Raw genomic sequence first — 17,140 nt, 5'->3', positions numbered from 1 at the left:
TGGAGAAACGAGGGAAAGGACAGAACATGACGATCGCAAGGCGCTCGATGGGACCGGCCGGGCACTTTCAATCCGAGGAGATCGCGCCCGGCATAATCGTGCGCCGGCTCCATCCGGGCGGGGCCGCCGGTCCAAACGGCGAGACCCGCAACGATTTTCCCGGCGGCCAGACCTGGAGCGAATACTACAGCCTCGGTTCCGACAATGACGCGTTCACGATGATCGTGCCCGATGTCCGCATGCCACCCAATCAGTTATGGCCGCTGCACTGGCACGATTGTTGGACGGTCGTCGTCATCCTTGAAGGCAATTGCCTGATTGGCGATTGGTACATGGCGCCGGGAGACGTGTTCGTGGCGGCCCCATCGGTCGAGTACGGCCCCCTGCTCAACGGACCGAAAGGCTGTCGTCTCCTCGAGATATTCGCCGATGTCACGCTGTCTCTAGGTGGCTACGCACCGGAGTACCGCGATCACCCGACCCTGCGCGGCGGCGACCATGCGTTCAAGCCGCGATCCGCGATGAACAAGCGCAACGAGGGCAGGTCCTCGATCGCGCTCGACGGGGTCGAGGGTGTCTGGAAGACCAGATTGGCGTCGGGATGGAGCTGGGATCTTGGCGCGTCGGATGACCCTGATCGCGGTGTCGTGCGCGCCTTGCATATACGGAGCGGAGAACGCGTGACCGAGCGCTCACGGGGCGACTGGTACGGCGCGCTCGTGCTTGAAGGTTCGGTGCAGGCCTGTGGAAAGACGATGGTTCGTGACGACGTGCTGATCGCGGAACGTGGTGCGGTGATTCCGGACATGATCGCGGGCTCGGATGGCGTCCACTTGCTCGAGACATTTCGCACGGCACGCGCGCTGTAGCGGCCACGCAAAGATGCGCTCGTGTTTGGACGATCGGACATCGGCAAAGGACGCGCTCAGCTTGCTGCGCTGCGCGATCGTGCAATGTTCCCAGATGATGCATTCGAGAACAACACGGATGCACGCTGGAGAAGAGGGTGGAGCATAACGACGTGCGCGTGGACGCTTCGCAAGCAGCGCTCAATTGGCCGACCCGGATCGTGATGCTGATCGGCGGCCTCATGGTCGCCATCGCCATGTCGGCCATCACGCCGGTGCTGCCCAAGATCGAGGCGGCGCTGGCGGTGACCGCGAACGACAAGCTCCTGGTCAAGATGCTGGTGCCCATCGTCGGGGTGACGATGGTGATCGGAGCGCCTCTCACCGGATGGCTGGTCGATCGGTTCGGGCTGCGGCGGATACTGCTGATCCATTGCACCCTCTATGCCGTGGGCGGGACCGCGGGACTCTATCTCAACGAGATCATGCCGCTGCTCGCCTCGCGGCTGCTGGTCGGGCTTGGCGCCTCGGGTCTCGCCACCATCAGCATGACCCTGATCAACACACGATTGGAAGGAAACGAGCGAGCGCGCTGGATGGGCTACCACATCGCGACGGCCATGTTCGGCGCGCTGATCGTCCAGCCGACCGTGGGTCTGCTGGGAGAGATCGGCTGGCGCTGGCCGTTCTTGGCCTACGCTGCCAGCGTGATCGTCGCATGCGCGGCTCTGGCCGGATTGCAGGAGCCGCCCCTTAGAACGCCCGAAACGGCGCAAGCCACTCGCGGCTCGGGAAACCCGCTGAAGTGGTTCCCCTTGTGGTTCCTGCCCTTCGCACTTGTCATGGGTACCGTGACTTACCTTCCCAACGTGTACCTGCCCTACGTCGTGCGCGATGTCGGTGTGACCAGCCCGGCAGTGATTTCGACCGTCATGCTCGCCGACGCCCTTCTCGGCGCCACGATCGCGATGCTGTTCGGCCGTTCTCAGCGATACATCTCGAGCGATACGGCGTTCGTGATCAGCTTCGGCTGTGCGGGCACCGGCATGGTCATCGTCGGTCTCGCGAGCGGTTTTGCCGGCATCGTCGCCGGTATGCTGGTGTTCGGCCTCGGTCTCGGCTGGTTCGTGCCAAATCTCATGTTCGCACTCTCCCGGCGCGTCACTCAGTTGCAGCAAGGCCGCGCCGTGGGGATCGTCAAATCCGCGCACTACCTGGCTTCGCCGCTCGCCGTGGTGGCGGTGGAGCCGATCTCGCGCGCCTATGGCTCGTCCGCCGTGCTGCTTGCGAGCGGACTGCTGTCGTTCGTGATGGTCGCGACGTTTCTGCTTCTTAGAGCCAGGCCGGGCACATCCCTGGCGGCGCCCGTGATGAGCGGTACCTAGGCATGGTCCCGGACAAAGGGCCATCGCACATTGGAAATGACGTTCGATCGATAGGTGGAAAGTAGTTATGGCGAGCACGACTCTCGAAAGAACGAGCGGGAACGAAGCTCTCCAGAGCCGCGCCGAGATTGCCGATCTCGTCCATCGCTATGCGCTCAACATACGCAACGGCAACGCGGCGGCATGTGGCGCGCTCTTCACGCATGATATCGAGTTCATCGTCCGTCAGATGGACCCGCGGCAACGCGAGCTAGTCGCGGTTCGCTCCCGCGACCGGGGCCTAGAGGAAGTCCTGGCGCATATCGCTGCGCCGCTTGCGAATATTTCGTTGTGCCCGATGATCCACAATCTGCTGATCGACATCGAGGGTGACCGCGCTTTCGCCACTTCGATCATGGAGAACCGGACCTTTCCGCCGATGCGTCCCATGATCGGCGAGTATCACGACGACTTCCGCTTCGAGGGTCGCTGGCTGTTCTCCAAGCGCGTCTACACTTTGTTCGTGCAGCCCGATCCGCCAGCCGCATGAGCGGCGCATTGTCCGTGTATCCCGCATTTCCTCCCGGCTTCTGGCGACGCATCGAATTGCATCCTGCTGCCGGTGCGATCGTCGGCGGGCTGGAGGACGACGTGCATCGCTTCATGCTTACGCTCGAACACGACGGTGAAAGGATCACCTCGGTCCCTGCGCGAACGGAGCGGGTACCCTGGTCGGTGTGCCCCGGTGCCGGGCCTTTCCTGCAGGACGGGCTTACCGGCCGGGCACTCGATGAAGTCGCCCGGCTCGATCCCAAGATCCACTGCACGCACTTGTTCGAACTTGCCGTGCTATGTGCCGCCCACGCCCATCTTGCGGAACCTGTTCGATACGACATCAAGGTGGGCGATCCGGTGAATGGACGCGCCCGCGCGGTCCTGGCGGTGAATGGCGAGCAGGCAATCATCTGGGAGGTCAGCGGCACCGCGCTGGAAGGGCCTGCCGAATGGGCGGGCCGGGACTTGCGCCGCCTTTCGCAATGGGGTGCGCAACTCGATCCCGACCTCGCGCTCAAGGCGATGATGCTGCGCCGCGCGATCATGGTCTCGGGCGCAAGGCGGCAGCCGCAGCTCATGCGCGAGGGTCAGCCATCGCTCGATCCGCGCCGTCTCGGGGCCTGCTTTCGCTATCAATTACCGCAAGCGACCGACGCGCAGCAGACGCCAGACTGGCGCAAGGATTTTTCCAGATCCCGCGCAGGGCCACTCCAGGACTTTCCGCCACGGCAGGACACGACGATGCCAGAGACCATGACGTGAGAGCCGAGACCGCCATCGTCGGAGTGGGTGCCACGCCGTACTACTTCCGCGGGCAATCCGCGCCTCAAACGCTCTATGAGCTGATCGGCAAGGCCGTCCTCGCCGCCGTTGCCGATGCCGGGCTGAAGGTGGGCGATATCGATGGGCTCGCATTCTACGCCAGCGGCTTCGAGCCGGGGCTGATCACGGAAATGCTTGGCATTCCCGAACTCACCTTCGCCGCCACGGTGGCGGCACAGGGCGGTGGCTCGGCGGGCGTACTCGATCTTGCGGCAATGGCGATCGAGACCGGCAGAGCGAAGACCGTGGTCTGCATCGGCGCCTGCCAGCAAAGCGACCGCCGCTATGGGCTGACCTTCGCCAACCTCACCACCACGCCGGACAGTGCCTGGTCGAAGGCGGCGGGCCTGACCGGCGGCCCCGGACAGACATTCGGCCTCACCACTCGGCGCCATATGCACAAGTACGGCACGCGCCGCGAAGCCTTCGGCGAAGTCGTCATGGCCAGCCGCGAGTATGCCTCGACGAGGCCCGGTGCGTTGCGTCGCAAGCCGCTTAGCCTGGACGAATACATGGCATCACCGATGCTTGCCGACCCGCTGTGCCGGTTGGACTTTTGCCTGGAAACCGACGGCGCTCTCGCCTTCGTGGTGACGAGCGGCGAACGAGCGCGCGATCTGGCGCAGAAGCCGGTCTACATCGCAGCGAGCGCGCACGGCGGGAGCGGAGATTGGGGCCGATCGTTCTTCTGGCTCAACATGCCTGATGACATGTTCACCACGGCGGGAGGCGCTCACACCGCCCGACGGCTTTACGAACAAGCCGGGATCGGCGCGAACGACATCGATGTCGCGCTGCTCTACGATCACTTCTCGCCGCTCGTGATACTGCAGCTTGAGGACTGTGGCTTCTGCAAGCCCGGCGAAGGCGGTCCTTTCGTCGAGAGCGGGGCGATCCGGCGCGGCGGAACGATACCGGTCAACCCTCACGGGGGTCACTTGTCGGAAGCTTACGTGATCGGCATGACGCATATCCGCGAAGCGGTGGAGCAACTGCGCGGGAGTGCGGTCAACCAGGTCGAGGACGCGCGAGTGGCGCTCGTCACCGGCGGTCCTGCCCCCATCCCCATGAGCGGCGCGATCCTGAGGAACGAGCGATGAGCGAGGTGACCTCGGCGCCGTACATCAGCGAACTACAAATCCCCGCGGACGCCTGGACCCAGCCGTTCTGGGACGCGGCGGAGGATGCAACGCTGCTTCTGCCCAGCTGCGCAGACTGCGAGCGGTTCCGCTGGCCGCCGGGCCCGTTCTGTCCGCACTGCCGCTCGCAAGGTGTCGCCTGGCGCGCGGGCGGGCGAGCCCGCCTCTACAGCTACACGATCGTGCGCCGTCTGAACGAGGACGGCACTTCGCAGGTGGTAGCCCCGGCGCTGGTCGAGTTCCCGGACGCGGACGGCGTACGTCTGCTAGCCGCGATCGTCGACACCCCCGTCGAGAAGCTGAAAGTCGGAGCCTCGCTGCGCCTTTCCTGGTCACAGACGGCCAACGCCAAGGTACCGGTGTTCGAAGTCGCTGCGGAACGTTAAGCGCTGTTTCGTGCCTTGGATGACCCGACAAGCAGGATCGCGCTGCAAAGCAAAGCCACGCTTGCAAGTCCGGCCGCGATCAGTGGTGGCATGGCGCCGAGGCCTGTGCCAGCGGCGAGCAAGGCTGCGGCAAGGCTGGAGCCGAGCACCTGACCGGTCATCCGCATGGTCTGGGTAAGACCACCAGCCGCCGCGGTGCGATGCAACGACGCCGCATAAATGATCTGCCGCGCATTGGGCGAATAGAACGCTCCGAACCCTGCCGCGACCAGCATGATCCGCCAAATCACGTCGAAATGGCTGGGCTCGGGCGGTAGCACCGCGAGCAGGATCAGACCGACACTCGCGACTGCCATCCCACCGGTACAGAGCAGTCCAGCCGGAGCGCCGTCCGACAGGATCGCGCTTGCAGGCGCCATCACCATGGACACCATCGGCCAAGGCGCCAGCATCAACCCCGCCTCCACGACCGTGTAGCCGAACGCCTGCTGCAGGCGGAACGGCAAGGTCAGCAGCAAGATCATTCCGGCAACCGAGGCCGTGAGCAACGCAATCCCGGACAAAGCGATGCCGCGGTCTCGCAGCAGATCGACTGGCAGGATCGGTCTCGCCTGCGTCAGCTCACGCCGGATGAAGATCACCCCGATGATCAGCGCTGACGCGAGCGAGATAGCGGCGACGCTCGCGTTCGCTCCCTGCATCGCGAATTCCAAGCCACAGATCGCCGTACCGAACATTGCCGCGCACATCACGGCTGCCGACCAGTCGAAGGGCTGCTGGTGGCGCTCGGGATCCGGAAGGCCCTTGCCGCTGATGATCAGCGACAGCAGTCCGATGGGCATGCATAGCGCGAACAGCCATGGCCAGCCCGCCGTCGAGAGGATGACGCCGCCCAGACTGGGCGCCATTGCCGCGGAGGTGGTGGCAACCATCGTGTTGAGCGCCATCCCCCTGCCAAGCTGCGCGCGCGGGTAGATCGAGCGGACCATGGCCGAGGCCACGCTGAAGGTAGCGGCGGCCCCGACCGCTTGCATCGCCCGAACCCCCACCAGCATCGGCAGCGTATGAACGACGAAGCACAACGGGGTCGCCGCCACGAACAGTCCCATCCCGCAACGGTAGACGGTGCGATGACCGAAGCGATCGCCCAGCGCCGAGAACGGCAACAAGGCCATGATCAGGATCAGCTGGTACACGGTGACGAGCATCACGGCAGAGGAAGCGGCCACGTGCAGTTCGCGCGCCAAGGTCGGCAATGCGACGTTCACGCTCCCGCTGTCGAGGCTCGCGACCATGGTGCCCAAGGAGATTGCGATCACCGCGACGTATCGACGTGGCGGCGCCAGACCGTCCGGCAACGCTACATCAGGCGGCTGGTCGCACGGATCGTCGCCTGGCTTGATACCATGCATGGTGGAAGGTCGTTCCTCGCATTCGCGCCCTGCCCTTCGAGGCGCGAAACCGACCATCCCGGCGGTGCGCCGCCTCGTCAATCGAGCCCGACCGAAGTGGGCGATCGAGCAAGTGAATTGGGCTCGCGGACACATTGCATCGGACGGGTTTCCTGTAGGACTGACGCACCGAGCGGAAGACAAGAATAGCCGTGAGAATTGCGGGATCATGCTCGGCCACGAAGATCGGCACGCCGCATAACGTCGGCCGATCGAGGTATTTGGGAGAATCGCATGCTTGAACGAACCGGCCCGACCGAGGGACTTGCGGCATCGTCCGTCACCGAGTGGAAGTCGGGCTGGACGCTGGTCATGGCATCGTCGTTCGGGATGTCGTTCTTCGGGATGATGCTGGCGGCAATCGGACTGTTCATGGCACCGCTTTCCGATGAGTTCGGCTGGAGCCGGGCCATGCTCTCGTCAGGGCATACGATTGCGTCGCTGTGCACCGCGCTGCTTGGCCCCTTCCTCGGCGTGCTCGTGGATCGCTATGGCGCACGCCGCCTCGCGTTGCCTGGGCTGCTGCTGACGATCGCGTCGATATCGGCATTCAGCCTGCTCGATGGCCGGGCCTTCTATTGGTATGGACTCTGGGCGATCTTCGGGATCGTCACCGTGGGCATTAAGACCACCACCTGGACCGCCGCGATCGTCGGCGTCTTCACCCGGTCTCGCGGACTTGCGCTGGGGTTGACCATGTCGGGCACGGCCTTGGCGGCGATCATCGTTCCGCCGCTCGGCAACTACCTGATTGCCGAGTTCGGCTGGCGCGCGGCCTTTATCTGGCTGGCGCTGGGTTGGGGCGGGCTGACCTTTGCCTTGTGCTTCCTGTTCTTCTTCGATGTCCGTGACCGGGTGCGACAACGCATGAAGGCGGGCGGCAGGGGGGGCGAGCAGAAGATCGATCTGCCGGGGCTGACAGTCCGCGAGGGCTTGCTGAATACCGCGCTGTGGCGGATCGCGTTCTCGAACTTCGTGATCATGACGCTTACGATCGGACTGAGTGTCCACCTTTTCCCGATCCTGACCGAGGCGGGCGTGTCACGAACCAATGCGGCGTGGCTGCTCAGCCTGGTCGGCGTCGCGGGGGTCGCCGGCAAGCTTGCGACCGGCGTGATGCTGGACCGCTTCCGGCCGAACTGGATCGGCGGGATCACGCTCGGCGCAGCGGCGCTGGCGTTCGTCCTGCTTATCGACGGCGTGCGCACGCCATCGTTGATCATCGTCGCGATGCTAGTGAATGGCTATGCTTTCGGCACCAAGACGCAGATCACCGGCTACATGACCGCGAGCTATGCGGGCATGAAGAACTTCGGCTTCCTTTATAGCATCATGTCGACGCTGCTGGCCTTGGCCTCGGGCATCGGGCCGTTCGTCGCCGGTCTCATCTACGACCATGCCGGCGGCTACGACCCGTTCCTGATCGCGGGAACGGTCGGCTGCGCCCTCAGCGGTGTGCTGATCGCCAGCCTGCCCCGATCGCCCGACTGGACGGCCGCACCCGCTGGCAGCGTCAGCTAATCAAACCCCGCCGAGGCGGACGGCGGGAGCGATGATGGTGCCGTCCGGCTCGTAGACTTCGACTACGGATCGTTTGCGTTCGGAGAAGTAGATCACCTCGTTCTTGGTCCGGTGATCGACCGCCTCGACCTGGAGCAGTTCGAGTTGCTCGCATTCACCCGCCTCGAACCAGTACTTGGCGCCCGCAGGTACCAGGATGCCTTCGTGCGGGCCGAGGTCGGCGACCAGTTCGTCACCCTCGCCGTAGAACCGCGCACGGCCCGCCAGCACGAACCAGAAGCCGTCCATGGCGGTGTGCAGATGCATCTCCTGCTCGCCGCCACCGCCGCGAAAGATCTGCACCATCGAGAGCAGGCTCTGTGTCTTGACCAGCGGAACCAGCGCACGATCCCGCTTCAGGTTCTCCGGAGCGAAATAGCGGAACGTTTTCATCCGCGTGCTCGGCTGGGGGCGTCCGGTGATCGCCTCGATCTCCATCACGCTGACGGCTTCTGCATCCTGGTCCATTCTGGTCTGCCTTTCAGTCATTCCCGGGGCGGCCGCGCGAAAGCGACCATGCTGAGGATCTTCCCACCACCATCGACTTCGAACAGATCGGCCGACACCATCACGTAGCGCTGCCGGCCGTTGATCTCGACCTGGCGGGTCAGCGTGACGAAGCACTGGCGATCGCTGCCGAGGTACGAAACCGCCACCAGGCTGGGCTTCATTGTACCGATGCGTTGGGTGTAGAAGTTGTCTATCTGATTACGCCCCCTGAGCGTAGGCCGCATCGGCTCAAGGAACGTCGCGTCGTCGGCATAAAGCGCCGCCACTCCGGCGTAATCGCCCGCGTTGATCATCTCGACATAGCGCGCGGCGACCGCGCAGCCTCGACCCGGTGGAGCCTTGGCCGCTATCGGCGTGCCGACATAGACGTCCGCCCCGGGGTACGTGGGATCGAGTTTCCCACCCGGCACTCTCAAATCGCTTTTGCTGGCTATCAGCTGCGTTCCGATCGCCAACACGCCGGCACAAGCTAGAGCGCGCAAGTAAGAGAAAGTCCTCACCCAGCGCTCCCTATGCGCCAAACCGGTACTTAAGCCGCAGACCGTAGATACGCGGCTGATTGGTGATGACGGTCTCGAAACCGCGCGATTGCCAGTTGTTGGTAACCGACACCGGAAATTCCTCCTTGGTGACGTTGGTTGCGAAGGCGGACAGATCGACTGGCAGGCCACCGACCGAACCCCAGTTCAGGTTGAGGTTGAGCAACTCGTTCGACGGCAGAAACGAAACGATCGAAGACGTGCTGCTGAGTTGCTTTGTCGTATAGGTGTACGTGGCGGCGAACGAGATCCGCCCGATGCTTTCGTCCAACGGCAGCGTATAGGCGGCCGTCAGCGTCACGCGGTGCTTGGGAGAGAGTGGCAGGACGCCACCTTCGGTACCCGCATCGGCCGTCGGCGGAACGTAGGGCGTTCCCGCCGGTAGCGTCGGCACTACGAAGTCGAGCAATTTGGTGTTGAGGTACGCGTAGGCCGCATCGAGCTTGAACCCCTCGAAAGGGGTTACCGAGGAATCGACCTCTATTCCCCAGATCCGCGACTTTCCGGCATTCAGTACGATGCGGGCGCCGGGAAGACCGCTGTTGAAACCGCAAGTGGACACCGTGCAGCCGAATGTGGTGGCCGATAGTTGCTGGTCGGTGAAGTTGTTGTAGAAACCCGTTATATTGACGAAGCCGTTGATGGCGCCACTGAAGCTTCCCTTCGCACCGACTTCGTAAGTGTCGACCTTCTCCGGGTTCCAGGTCTCCAAGCCGATGATGCTGGGGTTAACCCCACCCTGGCGATAGCCGCGCGAGTACTTGGCGAACAACAGCATGTCAGCGGTCGGCTTGTATTCCAGGTCGATCGTCCAGGTCGGACGTTGCGACTTCTCGACGGAGACAGGCGATGAGCAGTCAGCGAGGTTGAGCGTCACCAAGCCTGGCCTGAGCAGAGGGTTCGCGCAGCGGCCGACCGGGACGTTGGCGGTGGGGAATGAAACCGTAAGGCGCTCGCCACTGCCCTCGGTGCGATCCCAGGTGTAACGCAAGCCACCAGTCACGCCCAGCTTGTCGGAGAGCTTGTAAGTCGCTTGGCTGTATAGGCCGATGTTCCGGTATGAGACCTCGTTATCGACGATGCTCAGCGTGGAACCGGCGAAATAGCTCAGGCACCGAAGGTTGGTGACATCTTCGCAATAGAGCGTGCTTTGGGAATACGAGGTGTTGCCGCCCAGGGGTTTGCTGATTTCGAGATATCCGCCGGCCTGCCAGTTGAGGCTGCCATCGGTCGTCTGTCCCTGGAACTGCAGCTCCTCGGTGAAGGTCGATTGCGCCGCGCTGTCGCGGCCGGGAATGCGGTTCAGCGTGGTCGTCGCATACGGCTGGCCCAGGAACCTGGATGTCGGATCGGCAACGAAGAAATTGTCGCCCGAGATGTTGAAGGCCAGCTGATCCTTGTACTCGGCATAACTCGCGACGTTCTTGATCGTGAGATTATCGGCGGCCTTCCACGTCGTGATGTTTATGACCTGCCATTGCGTGCTTCTATTGTATGGCGCCGGCACGCTGCCTTCGACATCGTAGAACCCGTCTCCGCGCGCATTCTGCCGGCTCAATTGCTGGCAGGCCGAGAGGGCCGTCTGCCGCTGCGTCGCATTGGGCGTTTCATTGCACGCCACCAGCCGGCCCAGGATTCCGTGGGTATCGGACTTGCTGTAGCTGGCGACGATGTAGTTCTCAAGATCGGGGGTCAGTTCGGCGACGATACTGGCGCGGTAGGCCGAATAGTCGACATCGCCGTAGTCGTCCGGCCCAACTCCGGATCGGTTCTTGAGGTAGCCGTCACGAACATTGCGATCGACGCTCAGGCGAACCTTGAACGCCTCCGCCAGCGGGATGTTCACCACTGCCTGGACTCTGCGTTGATCGTAATTGCCGATGGTCCCCTCGACATAGCCTTCCAGGTTGTCGGTCGGCTTACGCGGTACCAGCAAAATCGCGCCGCCCGTGGTGTTGCGCCCGAACAGCGTTCCCTGTGGGCCCTTCAGCACTTGCACGTTCTGCAGGTCGAACAGCGATCCCGGCCCGGCGCCGTTGCCGCTCGTCGTGCCGGCCGCCGAACGCGGCGCGACGACATCGGCGAAATAGACGCCCACGGTCGGCGAAGTGTTACTCTCCTGGCTGAAGCCGCGGATGGTGAACGATGCCTTGTCCGGGCCGAACCGGCTGTTGGATGTCAGCGACGGGGTGTAAGTCGCCAGATCGCTCGCCGTGACGATGTTGCGGTTATCGAGTTGCTGCTGATTGAACACGGTAATCGAAATCGGAACGTCCTGCAGCCGTTCTTCGACACGCCGTGCCGTCACCACGATGTCGGCAGGATTGTCGGCAGCGGTAGCGCTGTCTTGAGCGTAAGCGGGTGCGGCAAGAACAAGTCCAATAGCGCTGGCGACGGACAATACGGGTGCGCGAAGTGTAACCGTCAACATCATCTCCCATGTATTTTTCATAGTCATTGTTTGACCTTGGCCTCTGCAAAAGAGCAGGTGCCAAGTGGTCGACCATGATTATCGCACACAGGAGTGGGGTGTCAGAGCGGACTGCGTCAACGCGCCAGCGTCCACACTGAATACTCGAAGCGCCAAAACGCCGCTGTTTACCGTTGCCGCACGAAGGGCCACTAACGTAGTGCTGCGGCTAATATGCACCGCCCCGAGTTCGTCAAGATGACAACCCCGGTGTTCAAATATCGTCAACTCATTAGCGTAAAGCTGAGTAGTCTCGTTTCAAAGCGCTCTGATCGATATGAACGAGTGGCCGTGTGTGGACGCCCCGCCGGATACAAGGGGGTGTTGAAGAGTTTTGTTCGCGCAGGTTCAGGTGCTTCCGTGTGTCCGGCCTGATTGATGCAGCCATCATCACGGCTGCAGGCCTGTATGGAGATCGCGGATCGGGTCCATGACGCTTTCGCGCGCTCGAAGCGCTTGGCCACTCTCTGGTTTTCCCGACCCCGTCTTCTGACCGTTGCGCCATACCTCCCTACTGACCTTCCTTGCGTCCCTGACGCCTCAAGCCTTGGCGGGTTACACTGCCGCGGCCGGAGCTCTGTAGGACCCGCCATGCGCCATCAGCGCCCAGACGATCCTAGCCATCTTGTTGGCGAGTGCGACGGTGACGAGCATGCGCGGCTTGCGCGTCAACATGCTGGCCAGCCATGCGCTAGCTTTATCGGGGTTACGTGCAGCGACCTTGGTCGCTGAGCTTGCGCCCAGGATCAGCAGCCGTCTCAAGCTGCGCTCGCCCATTTTCGTGGTGCGCCCGAGCCGCTCCTTGCCGCCGCTGGAGTGCTGCCTTGGGACGAGCCCGAGCAAGGCTGCAAAGTCACGCCCCCGCTTGAAGGTGTTAGCAGCCGGCGCAAGCGCAACCAACGCCGTTGCCACCACAGGGCCAACACCTGGAATAGTCATCAGCCGCTTGGCGACGGGATCAACCTTTGCGCGAGTGGCGATCTCACGATCGAGAAGAGCGATCTGCGATTGCAGCGCCTGAAAGCTGTCCGCCATGATCACGAGCACCGGCCGTGCTTCATCCGGGATGTCGGATGCAGGATCTCGGACCAGTTCGACCAGCTTGCTAACGTGGCCCACGCCTTGGCGCACGATGTAGCCGAACTTGGTAAGATGCCCGCGCAAGGCGTTTATCAGCTGCGTGCGCTGGCGAACGAGCAGATCACGGGTACGAAAGACTACCGCTGAAGCCTGGGCCTGCGCGCTCTTGCCTTGCACGAACCGCATCGTTGGGCGCTGAGCTGCCTCACAGATCGCTTCCGCATCAGCCATGTCGTTCTTCTGGCGTTTCACAAACGGCTTCACGTACGCCGGTGGGATGAGCCGTGTGTCATGACCCAAGCCTCCGATCTCACGCGCCCAATAATGAGCGCTTGCACATGCCTCCATCGCAACAATGCATTGCGGCAAGGACGCGAAGAAGGGCAGGACCTGGTCTCGGCGCAGCTTCTTGCGAAACACAACAGATCCATTCGGTCTTGAGCCGTGAACCTGAAAAACCGACTTGGCCAAGTCGATGCAGACTATGCTAACCTCATCCATGGACGCCTCCAACAGTGGTGTTTCAACACCTCCACTATGGCACATCAAGGCCGTCAGGGGGCGTCCACCCCAACGCTTTCGGGCGCGGCATCGTTGCCTGCCAGCGGCCGGAATGAGGGCGACAGGCGCCCTGCCCCGCCTGTTCAGCCAGGCAGGTCCGGTTCAGGTGTTGCTTTCCTGAATTCGGACGGGCTCTTCCCTATCTAAAGCAGCCGTTCAGTGATCGAGCCACCCTTCCGCATACTGCACCCTCCCGGCAACGCCATCGAGCGCGTGCGGTGTCAGCGGAAGGATCATGCAGTCATCGTCAGGCGCATCGAATGGCAGCGTGATCGGATAGCGGCTCAGCGGCTCAAATCCGAATCGCGAATAATAAGATCGGTTGCCAACCAGTAGGATGCTCCCGAAGCCCAGAGCAGCCGCGCGCTGTTGAGCCGCTCTCACCAGCCGCTTGCCCACTCCGCAGGATTGGTGCTTGGGCACAACCGATAAGGGGGCAAGCGCCAGGGTTACCACAGACAAATGTGCGCCGAGGATACTGGCCTTCGTCAGCAAAATATGACCCGCTGCCTCGCCGTCGATCTCAGCCAGCAGCGACAGCGCAGGGCTATAAGCGCTCGTCGCATGTAACCGCTCGATCATCAGGTGCTCGCGGTGATCGCTATAGGGTACATTGGCGTAAGCGCGGAGCACCACGTCAGTGATAGTCGGTGCGTCCTCAGGCCGCTCCGCTCGAATGATGATCTCTGCTTCCATCCCGTATCCTTACGTCGCTGCCCGATCTTTGCGATCTGACACCGGTCAGCCGGCAATCCCTTCACTCCAGCGTGGCGGCAACGATCGAAACCCCTTCTAGCTCCTCGTCTCGTGTGATCGAAGATGAACAGAGGTCCGGTTTCAGGAGCGCCATTTAAGCGCCGTAGCGTCCGGGATGAGGGCGAAAACTAGCTGCCTCACTTCCACACCCTTCATGCTTCCGCGACGGCTATCTAGCTACCGAAGATTTGCGCGAGCTTTATGTCGATACGAAGTCCAAACACCAGCGCATCAGGGACGTTGGTCACTCGGCTCGTCGCATAGATGGGATCAGGGTTCATGACGTACTGAAGGTTGGGCATAATCCGCATGCCGGGCAGCGCGGCGAAGCCGTAGTTGAGTTCGGCGATGATCTCGTTTGCCTTGGGAGAGCCCGTGCCGCCCGCCTTGGCGCGCAGATCCCTCAAGTAGGCGACTTGCTGCTCGCTGAAATGCGTATTCGAGACGAGAAAGCCGATCGTGTCGTTGTCGCGGCGCTTGAACGTGCCGGTCTTCACAAAGCCGGCCGAGGCGAACCAGTCGATCTGCTGGACGTTGCCGACGTTCGCGAAGGCACGCCCGAACAGCGCCAGGTTGCGCTTGCTCTTGCCGGACGAGCGCGAGACGGTCTGGTCGACCATGGCGTAGAGGCCGACACGGTGGCCATCGAGCGTGTCCCGTGTCAGGCCGGTCAGCGCGGCGGAGCCGCCGTTGTGATCGTAGAACGGGCTCTGCCCGCCATCCGTGTTGAGATAGAAACCGACTTTGTAACGACCCGGTAGGCGTTCCTGCTCGAACGTGGTCTGATACCCCGCCTCGCCTGCGATCAACGCACCGGTGCCCGTGCCTAGCGAGAAGTCGAGCCCGCCCTTGCCCTTCACGTTCAAGTCGTTGTTGTAGTCGAACACGCCGAGCTGAACGTAGGCCCGCGTGTCGATCGCATAGCGTATCTTGGCAGCCCAGGACGAGTTCGGGAAGGCGGTGATGCCGATGTCGCTGATGCCACCATAGGCGGTCAGGCAGCTGGTGTTGCTCATGAACACGCAGTTGAGCGGAGAATTGTTGTAATAGGTGTTCACCGCTGCCCGCCCAGCCATGACGTTCACCGGCCCGAAGTCATGCTCGATGTTGAACTGGGTCAGGCGTGGTCCGGGGACCGGACGCCAGGTCTGCTGGAAGCTGATCGAATTGCCGATGTAGTCGCGGCCAAGGCTGTCGCCGCTGAACCAGGCGCCATGGACGTGCAGCTTGGTATCGCTCCAGCCGAGCAGCTTTTCGAGGTCGACGTCGGCGCCGCTGCTGACCCAGTGTGATTCCGCCACGCCCTGGCGCACACCGCCGATCGGGTTGCCGGCCACGTTGGCGACGACATCCAGCGCCAGGTCGACGCCGTGCGCCTTGAGGGCGCTTAGCTGCCTTGCGATCGGGTTTTCGCGCTGGAAGCGCGCGATGCCAGTCGGCGTGGCGCTGTGGTCCGCTGGCGCGGCTTCGGTTCGGCCTGATGAGAACGCCGTCGCCGGATCGCGCGTCACCTCGCGTTCGCCTCGAGCGGTCACCGGCAGCTCGCCGGTCGTCGGAGCATCGCCGGTGTCGGGGGTGGCCGCCGCCTCCGACGACGGATCTGGGGCCGCTGCAAGTGCCGGGACGGGCGTCGCTTGCGTCGCCAGGACGGCTATTACGCCGATGAGGGACATGGGTTCTCTCCTGCTCCGGGTCGATAAGGCCGAAATTGTCTGGGTGGGTTGGAGCGCGGGCGCTCAGGCGGGCATGGGAATGCCCAGTCGCTGCCGGGCGGCATTGGTGCCGACCACCGCGGCGAGGGTCCGCTCGTCGAGCTTGCCCTCCCACTTGGCGATGACGATCGTGGCGACAGTGTTGCCGACCAGGTTCACGAAGGTGAGCCCCTCGGCCAGGATGCGGTGGATGCCCAGGATCAGCGCGATGCTGGCGACGGGGATCGTGCCGGTGGTGTTGAGCGTCGCTGCGAGCACCACGAACGCGGCACCGGCGATGCCTGCAGCGCCCTTGGAGGTGAGCAGCAGCACTGCGATCAGGCCCAGCTCGTGCCAGAACGTCAGGGGGGTGTTGGTCGCCTGCGCCAGGAACACCGCCACGGTCGTCAGATAGAGGCAGGTGCCGTCCAGGTTGAACGAGTAGCCGGCCGGGATCACGAAGCCGACGACGCTTTCTTCGCACCCCAGCTTGCGCAGCTTGAGGATCAGGCGCGGCAGGACCGTTTCGGTCGAGGTGGTCGCCGCGACGATCACGATCTCGTCCCAGATGTAGGCGAGCAGGCGCGGCAGGCTCACGCCGCACCAGTGCGCGATGCCGCCCAGCACCACGGCGGTGAACAGCGCGCAGACGACGAAGAACTCGATGATCAGCTCGCCCAACGACAGCAACGATCCGGTTCCGAACTGCCCGACGGTGAAGGCGATGGCACCGAACGCGCCCAACGGCGCGAAATACATGATGTAGCCGATGATCCGGAAGAACGCCTGCGAGGCGCTCTCGATCAGGTCGACGACCGGCTTGGCGCGTTCACCGATCGCGGCGACGGCAAGGCCGAACAGCACCGCAGCGAACAGCACCTGCAGCACATGACCCTCGGTTAGCGCGCCGGCGAAGCTGTCGGGGATGATCGCCATCAGGTAGGCCGAGATCGACTGGTCGTGGGCGGTGGCGACATAGGTCTGGATCGAAGCGGTATCGATCTGCGCGACATTGATGTTCATGCCCGCACCAGGCTGCCACAGATCGACGGCGACCAGGCCGAAGATCAGCGCTAGGATGGTGACCGCTTCGAAGTAGAGGATGGATTTAAGCGCGACCCGGCCGACGCTCTTCATGTCGTTCATGCCGGCGATGCCGTGCACCACGGTCACGAAGATGATCGGTCCGATCATCATGCGGATCAGCTTGATGAACGCGTCTCCAAACGGCTTCATCGCAATTGCGAGGTGGGGTGCGAAATGGCCGAGCAGAATGCCGATCAGCGTTCCCGCCAGCACCTGGAACCACAACTTGCCCACGATGCCGAAGCGGCTGGCCCGCTTCTCCGTCTCTCCTATGGTCGTCATGTTTCTTGTTCTCTTCTTGGTTCGGGAAGACGCGTCCGCG

At 63.0% G+C, this 17,140-nt stretch carries 15 protein-coding genes; 7 read left to right on the top strand and 8 right to left on the bottom strand.

Going from position 1 to position 17,140, the window contains the following annotated elements:
- Positions 1-26 precede the first annotated feature (26 nt).
- From ACXJ1Z_RS15390 to ACXJ1Z_RS15365, 6 genes are all read left to right on the top strand, one after another.
- Complete coding sequence (locus ACXJ1Z_RS15390; protein WP_463777816.1) at positions 27-869, top strand: cupin domain-containing protein; 843 nt, start codon at positions 27-29, stop codon at positions 867-869.
- Between the two features lie 137 nt (positions 870-1,006).
- Positions 1,007-2,233 (top strand): MFS transporter, encoded by a 1,227-nt coding sequence (locus tag ACXJ1Z_RS15385; RefSeq protein WP_463777814.1) that lies wholly within the window; start codon positions 1,007-1,009, stop codon positions 2,231-2,233.
- A gap of 67 nt (positions 2,234-2,300) precedes the next feature.
- Entirely contained in the window at positions 2,301-2,762 is a 462-nt protein-coding gene (locus ACXJ1Z_RS15380) for a nuclear transport factor 2 family protein (protein ID WP_463777813.1), read from the top strand.
- Positions 2,759-3,529 carry a hypothetical protein gene (locus tag ACXJ1Z_RS15375; protein WP_463777811.1) on the top strand — a complete coding sequence of 257 codons (771 nt, stop codon included), beginning with the start codon at positions 2,759-2,761 and terminating at the stop codon, positions 3,527-3,529. Before ACXJ1Z_RS15380 ends, ACXJ1Z_RS15375 begins: the two co-directional genes overlap by 4 nt.
- Entirely contained in the window at positions 3,526-4,689 is a 1,164-nt protein-coding gene (locus tag ACXJ1Z_RS15370) for a thiolase C-terminal domain-containing protein (protein WP_463777809.1), read from the top strand. Before ACXJ1Z_RS15375 ends, ACXJ1Z_RS15370 begins: the two co-directional genes overlap by 4 nt.
- Positions 4,686-5,114: a Zn-ribbon domain-containing OB-fold protein gene (locus tag ACXJ1Z_RS15365; protein ID WP_463777807.1), complete on the top strand. Its 429-nt coding sequence runs from the start codon at positions 4,686-4,688 to the stop codon at positions 5,112-5,114. The genes ACXJ1Z_RS15370 and ACXJ1Z_RS15365 overlap by 4 nt, the downstream gene beginning before the upstream one ends.
- Here ACXJ1Z_RS15365 and ACXJ1Z_RS15360 read toward each other — a convergent pair.
- Complete coding sequence (locus ACXJ1Z_RS15360; protein ID WP_463777805.1) at positions 5,111-6,526, bottom strand: MFS transporter; 1,416 nt, start codon at positions 6,524-6,526, stop codon at positions 5,111-5,113. The two genes, ACXJ1Z_RS15365 and ACXJ1Z_RS15360, sit on opposite strands and share 4 nt — an antisense overlap.
- A 273-nt stretch (positions 6,527-6,799) precedes the next feature.
- Between ACXJ1Z_RS15360 and ACXJ1Z_RS15355 the strand changes: the two genes are divergently transcribed.
- The gene (locus ACXJ1Z_RS15355) at positions 6,800-8,086 is read left to right on the top strand and encodes an MFS transporter (RefSeq protein ID WP_463777804.1); all 1,287 of its coding nucleotides are present in this window, start codon (positions 6,800-6,802) and stop codon (positions 8,084-8,086) included.
- On the opposite strand, the gene ACXJ1Z_RS15350 is transcribed toward ACXJ1Z_RS15355, so the two are convergent.
- The 7 genes from ACXJ1Z_RS15350 to dctA form a co-directional block, all read right to left on the bottom strand.
- Positions 8,087-8,593, bottom strand: coding sequence for a cupin domain-containing protein (locus tag ACXJ1Z_RS15350; RefSeq protein ID WP_463777802.1), 507 nt, complete (start codon positions 8,591-8,593; stop codon positions 8,087-8,089). It lies immediately after the preceding gene.
- A gap of 17 nt (positions 8,594-8,610) precedes the next feature.
- On the bottom strand, positions 8,611-9,135 hold the full coding sequence (locus ACXJ1Z_RS15345; RefSeq protein WP_463777801.1) for a nuclear transport factor 2 family protein: 525 nt from the start codon (positions 9,133-9,135) through the stop codon (positions 8,611-8,613).
- 10 nt (positions 9,136-9,145) lie between these two features.
- Positions 9,146-11,608, bottom strand: a complete 2,463-nt coding sequence (locus tag ACXJ1Z_RS15340) for a TonB-dependent receptor (RefSeq protein WP_463777799.1) — start codon at positions 11,606-11,608, stop codon at positions 9,146-9,148.
- Between the two features lie 591 nt (positions 11,609-12,199).
- Positions 12,200-13,225 carry an IS110 family RNA-guided transposase gene (locus ACXJ1Z_RS15335; protein WP_463777797.1) on the bottom strand — a complete coding sequence of 342 codons (1,026 nt, stop codon included), beginning with the start codon at positions 13,223-13,225 and terminating at the stop codon, positions 12,200-12,202.
- 216 nt (positions 13,226-13,441) lie between these two features.
- Complete coding sequence (locus ACXJ1Z_RS15330; protein ID WP_463777795.1) at positions 13,442-13,981, bottom strand: GNAT family N-acetyltransferase; 540 nt, start codon at positions 13,979-13,981, stop codon at positions 13,442-13,444.
- A gap of 233 nt (positions 13,982-14,214) precedes the next feature.
- Positions 14,215-15,714 (bottom strand): carbohydrate porin, encoded by a 1,500-nt coding sequence (locus ACXJ1Z_RS15325; protein ID WP_463777793.1) that lies wholly within the window; start codon positions 15,712-15,714, stop codon positions 14,215-14,217.
- Between the two features lie 63 nt (positions 15,715-15,777).
- Complete coding sequence (dctA, locus tag ACXJ1Z_RS15320) at positions 15,778-17,100, bottom strand: C4-dicarboxylate transporter DctA (protein ID WP_463777792.1); 1,323 nt, start codon at positions 17,098-17,100, stop codon at positions 15,778-15,780.
- Positions 17,101-17,140: the final 40 nt, after the last annotated feature.

The organism is Novosphingobium sp. TK46, from assembly GCF_055361525.1.
Note: the sequence above shows the minus strand (reverse complement) of the source record. Positions and strands in the feature narration are given on the sequence as shown.